Origin of the sequence: Komagataeibacter europaeus LMG 18890 (assembly GCF_000285295.1) — a bacterium.
In the GTDB taxonomy this organism is placed as follows: domain Bacteria; phylum Pseudomonadota; class Alphaproteobacteria; order Acetobacterales; family Acetobacteraceae; genus Komagataeibacter; species Komagataeibacter europaeus.
Genome location: NZ_CADP01000152.1, coordinates 1 through 5276 on the forward strand (window position 1 = coordinate 1; position 5276 = coordinate 5276).

Here is a 5276-nt window from a genome sequence, read left to right on the forward strand (position 1 = left end):
TATGTGGACGGCCGTTTAAGCGCAATACCTCATATTGTTCTCCCGATGTCATTTCCAAAACGTATTATTCTACCGGCTGGATGATGAATACCGATTTAACGCGAAGACCCGGTCAGATGCGCTCTTATGTCCGGCCTGTTTATGCGACTTTATGCGCTGGCCATCATGGGTGTGCGCTCACGTGTCAGGCACCAATCTCGTATCGCGTGCTCAGGGGCACAGACGGTCGAACGGTATGGCCTGAACTGTTGCTGAATGACAGTCTTCCCATCACGTCGGTTCGTACATACTGCCGGATCTACCGGAGCAAGCTCCGGTGTCCATCGTTCTGCTGGTGCAGGTCAGCCTGCTGAAACACTGACACCAGCCGGACGATAGATCTCTTTACGTGACAACAACGCCCAGATGATACGAGCCATTTTATTGGCAAGTGCAACTGTTGCCAGACGCCTTGGACGACGCGCCATGAGTTCGCATAGCCACTGACCCGCAGCGCTATCCCACTTATGGGCACGATGAAGCATGGCCGTCGCACCAAGAACCAGCAACGTTCTTATCTGCCGGTTGCCCGTTTTGGTAATCCTGCCCAGACGGGTTTTACCGCCGGTAGAATGCTGACGAGGCACAAGCCCAAGCCAGGCGGCAAAATGGCGCGCAGAGGCGAAGGAGCCAATATCCGCGACCGAGGCGACAATCAGAGAAGCCGTTATGGGACCGACCCCAGGGATGGTCATCAATCGACGCGCATCCTCATCGCTTTTTGCACGCGCCCGGATCTGCACTTCCAAAGTATCAATGCTCTGAGCGACCTTTTCATAATGATCAAATAACAACATGGCACTCTGCTTCATGGCAGCAGGCAGGTCGGCTGATGTCTCTATTTTTGCCATCAGTTCTGGCAGATGGCGTGTGCCCAGAGGGGCTATCAGCCCGAACTCGGAAGCAAGAGCCCGTAACGCATTACTCAGCATGGTCTGCTGTTTGACCAGAAGAGCGCGGGTAGAATGCAGTGACAAGATACCTTGCTGCTCTTCGCTCTTGATCGGAACACACATCGTATCAGGATGAGACGCCGCCATGCAGATCGCAGCCGCATCAACAGCGTCGTTTTTCTTGCCTTTTTTGACAAATGATTTGACCCGATCAGGAGGAACCAGTCTGACATCATGACCAATCCTGCTGATCACCCGTGCCCAGTAATGAGCTGACCCGCAGGCTTCCAGAACAACTTCACATGGGTCAAGTTTTGCAAAAAATGCTGAAACTTCACTGCGACCAAGCTTGCGCTTGAAAACGCACTTTCCATTTGCGTCAGCCCCATGAGCCTGAAAAACGGATTTGGCAATATCAAGGCCAATTATGCTAGCTTTCATACGGGCGGTCTCCTCCTGATGGTCAGTGAACCTCCATCATGGCACATTGATGCCGCAGGGAGGCCGTCCACCCCATCTCGCAAGATCGTGCAGGCGCTGGGACAGGGCCGTGCTGACCAGCTTCTGCTGGAACTGGCCACCCGCCTGCGCAACGGCATGGTGGGGCGCGATGTGCTGGTGCGCACAGAAGGCGATGAATTCGTTGTCCTGACGGAAGAAAACGCGCCCGATGTCACCCTTCTGGCCGAACGGATCATCCATAACCTTGAAGAGCCGTTTACCGTTGATGGCATTCCCGTCAGCATTTCCGGCAGCATCGGCATAAGCACCCACCACGGTGAGGGGCACGATGTGGAAGAGTCCCTGCGCCAGGCCTACACCGCGCTGGCGCAGGCCAAGAAAGCGGGACGATGCTGTTACCGCTTTTTCCACCCATCCATGAACCGGCAGGCGGATGACCATGTCATCCTGGCCTCCGCCCTGCGTGAAGCCATAGCCGACAACCGCCTGACACTGGTTTACCAGCCACAGGTCAACCTGCATACGGGCGAACTGCATGGCGTGGAAGCCCTGTCGCGCTGGGATGACCCGGTTCTGGGCATGGTGTCGCCAGGGCGGTTCATTCCCGTGGCCGAGGAAACCGGGCAGATCCGCGCCCTTGGCGTATGGTCGCTACGGGTCGCATGCGAACAGATGGCCGAATGGATCGCACACGACATTCCCGTGCCGACCGTATCGGTCAACCTGTCCGCCATCCAGTTTCAGGACCCCGATCTGGTATCGCAGCTGGCGACCATCCTGCACCAGACCGGCGTGCCGCCGGAACGGCTGATCGTTGAACTGACCGAAACCGCCATGATCGAGAATTTCGACCAGACGGTGAACACCGCGACCGCCATCCGCAACCTTGGCATCGGGCTGTCGATGGATGATTTCGGTACCGGCTATTCCAGCCTGTCCAACCTGGCCAGCCTGCCCATAAGCGAGGTCAAGATCGACCGCAGCTTCATGAACGGCTTCGGCAGCACCGGCAATGTGCGTCAGGTGGTGACCGCCATCATCCGCATCGGGCACACGCTGGGCATGACCGTCATTGCCGAAGGCGTGGAAGAAGCCGCGCAATGCGCCCAGCTGCGCGATATCGATTGCGATGTCATACAGGGTTATTACTTTGGCCGGCCGATGAACACCGCATCCCTTGATGCATGGATCAGGGAACGCAGGGCCGAAGCCGTCCCGGTCGCCTGACGCACCCCATGGCGGCATGGGCGGCACGATGCCGGCAGGCAGGATGACCGCCTGCATCGCCCTGCGCCCGCACCATGCCGCTCCGTGACTACACGGCAATCCACGGACCGGCATGGAAAAAGACCGCACGATCCATTAACAGTCCTGCGGACCCCGTTCATGGGGCATGCAATCCGTGGGACGGCCAGACCTTGAATTACAGACACAGCTATCACGCCGGCAATTTTGCCGATGTCATGAAACATGTCGTGCTGGTGGCGCTGATTGACGCGCTGCGCCGCAAGCCCGCGCCTTTCTCCGTCCTCGATACCCATGCCGGTATCGGCCTGTATGACCTGTCGGGGCGCGAAGCGCAGTCAACGGGGGAATGGCGTGACGGTATCGGTCGCCTGCTGGACGCGCCAGCCGATCCTGCCGCACCGCCGTGTATCGGGGAATGGCTGGAGATCGTGCGCGCCACGATCGCCGCGCATGAAGGACGGCTGTTCTATCCCGGCTCCCCCGCCATTGTAGCAAGCATGCTGCGACCGGGCGATACGCTGACATGCTGCGAACTGCACCCCGAGGACCAGCGCAGCCTGCGCCGCCTGTTCCGGCATAATCCCGCCGTATCCATCCATGGTCGCAACGGATATGAAGCCATTACCGGCCTGCTGCCGCCAAAACAGGCGAAGCGCGGGCTGGTGCTCATGGATCCACCTTTCGAGCAGAAAGATGAATTCCATGCCCTGGCAAAAGCCATCATCACGGCCCGCCAGCGTTTTGGCACGGGCGTCATCGCCGCATGGTATCCCATCAAGCACCGCGCGCCCACGCATGCCTTCCACAATGCACTGAAGGATGCGGGACAGCGCAACCTGCTGGCGCTTGAACTGACCCTGCGGCCACCACTGGACCCGACACGGCTGAATGGCAGCGGCCTGCTGATCGCAAACCCGCCGTTCCGGTTTGAACAGACCGCGCGCGCCATCCTGACCACGTTGTGCCTGCATCTGGGGGATGATGGGACACAGGCAAACGTGGAATGGATTGTACCTGAATAACCAAAAACTTCTGATACACGGAAGGGCATGGCACAAGCAGGCTGCGTACCTGTATGGTTACGGACTGAAGTGGTAAAATGACCATTGCGTGTTCATTTCCACTGTTCAGGATTTTATCAGTGCCGACGCCACAGCCCCATATTGCCGTCATTGGCAGCACCAATATCGATTTTGTCGTGCATGTCGCGCGTTTTGCACAGCCGGGTGAAACGCTGCATGTCCATTCCTCCACCACCGGGCTGGGGGGCAAGGGGGCCAATCAGGCGATCGCGGTGGCAAGGCTGGGGCAGGAGGTGGCGCTTGCGGGCTGGACCGGTCGTGACATGCTGGCAGACATGGCGCGCACCACGCTGGAACAGGCCAGGGTCAATACACGCTGGCTTATGGAAGACCCGGCGGCAGGCACCGGCCGGGCCTTCATCACCATCGACCATGCGGGCGAAAACCAGATCCTTGTCGATGGCGGGGCAAACATGCGCCACGGGGCGGAAGCCGCGTCCCGGCTCGTCCCTGCCCTGGATCACGCCATACTGGTGATGATGCAGATGGAAATGCCCCCCGCACTGATGCTGGAAATGGCCCGGCAGGCCCGTGCGCGCGCCATTCCCGTCATGCTGGACCCCGCACCGGTCCCGGCAGGCGGCCTGCCGGAAGACCTGTACGCGCTGGCGGACATCCTGACCCCCAACGAACGCGAGACCCGTGACCTGACGGGTATCGAACCCACCGATGAAACAACCGCCCTGCAGGCGGCCCGCATCCTGCACGCACGCGGCGTACGCACGGCCATCATCAAGCTGGGGCATCGCGGCGTGGCGTATTCCGCACCGGATGGACAGGGGTTCGTCCCGCCCTTCCATGTCCGGGCTGTTGACACGGTGGCGGCGGGGGACTGTTTCAATGCAGGGCTGGCCTGCGCACTGGCGCGCGGGGCGGCAATTGGGGAAGCCGTGCGCTTCGCCGCCGCCTGTGGCGCGCTGGCCACCACCCGTCCCGGCGCCGCACAGGCCGCACCGGACGGGAAGGAAGTCGCAGCCCTGCTGGACCGGCAACCCCCGGCTGATCTTGCCTAATGGACTGTAAACGCTATAGTCCGGGTCACAAGTCAACGGTCCCGTGCAAACGGGTGAAAAAGGGAATGTCGTAAACCCCGGCTGGATCTTGCAGTTACCCACAAATCTGCTGTTCTTGAATTTTGTGCTTGATGCAGATGAATCTGTTGTGATTCCTTTTCTGTCACCTTTATGCAGGCGGGGTGTGAGAATGGTACAGGATTGGGTCATACAGGAAATATCCGGATCTGACCTTGGCGACGAGCGCCTGAACAGGCGTCTGGGCACGATGCTCGCGGCACTTGCTGAACGACCGGGCAAGTCTCTCCCGACGGCATTTCAGGATTGGTCTGCGACCAAGGCAGCATATAGATTTTTTGCAAATGCAAATGTAAGCGAAGACAAAATCCTTGAAGGGCATTTTTCTGCTACCGCCCAGCGTTTCGATGCGACTGCAGGGCCAGTCCTGATCCTGCAGGATACAACGGAGTTTTCCTTCACCCGAGCATCTCCCGAAAAGATCGGGTTTACCAAGGTCTCTACGGGAGGCAGGGAAAAAA

General features: G+C 59.2%; 5 protein-coding genes. 4 read left to right on the top strand and 1 reads right to left on the bottom strand.

Annotated elements, in window-relative coordinates:
• Nucleotides 1–341: 341 nt before the first annotated feature.
• On the bottom strand, nt 342–1373 hold the full coding sequence (locus tag GEU01_RS19295) for an IS110 family RNA-guided transposase (RefSeq protein WP_026018748.1): 1032 nt from the start codon (nt 1371–1373) through the stop codon (nt 342–344).
• An 18-nt stretch (nt 1374–1391) separates the two neighbouring features.
• Here GEU01_RS19295 and GEU01_RS23395 point away from each other — a divergent pair, with 18 nt between their 5' ends.
• The 4 genes from GEU01_RS23395 to GEU01_RS19315 form a co-directional block, all read left to right on the top strand.
• The gene (locus GEU01_RS23395; protein ID WP_232272633.1) at nt 1392–2621 is read left to right on the top strand and encodes a putative bifunctional diguanylate cyclase/phosphodiesterase; all 1230 of its coding nucleotides are present in this window, start codon (nt 1392–1394) and stop codon (nt 2619–2621) included.
• A gap of 191 nt (nt 2622–2812) precedes the next feature.
• On the top strand, nt 2813–3664 hold the full coding sequence (locus tag GEU01_RS19305) for a 23S rRNA (adenine(2030)-N(6))-methyltransferase RlmJ (RefSeq protein ID WP_026018889.1): 852 nt from the start codon (nt 2813–2815) through the stop codon (nt 3662–3664).
• 119 nt (nt 3665–3783) lie between these two features.
• Nucleotides 3784–4737, top strand: coding sequence for a ribokinase (locus tag GEU01_RS19310; RefSeq protein WP_019087370.1), 954 nt, complete (start codon nt 3784–3786; stop codon nt 4735–4737).
• 43 nt (nt 4738–4780) lie between these two features.
• The coding region (locus GEU01_RS19315) for an IS4/Tn5 family transposase DNA-binding protein (protein ID WP_198284503.1) at nt 4781–5276 on the top strand (496 nt) is incomplete at its 3' end.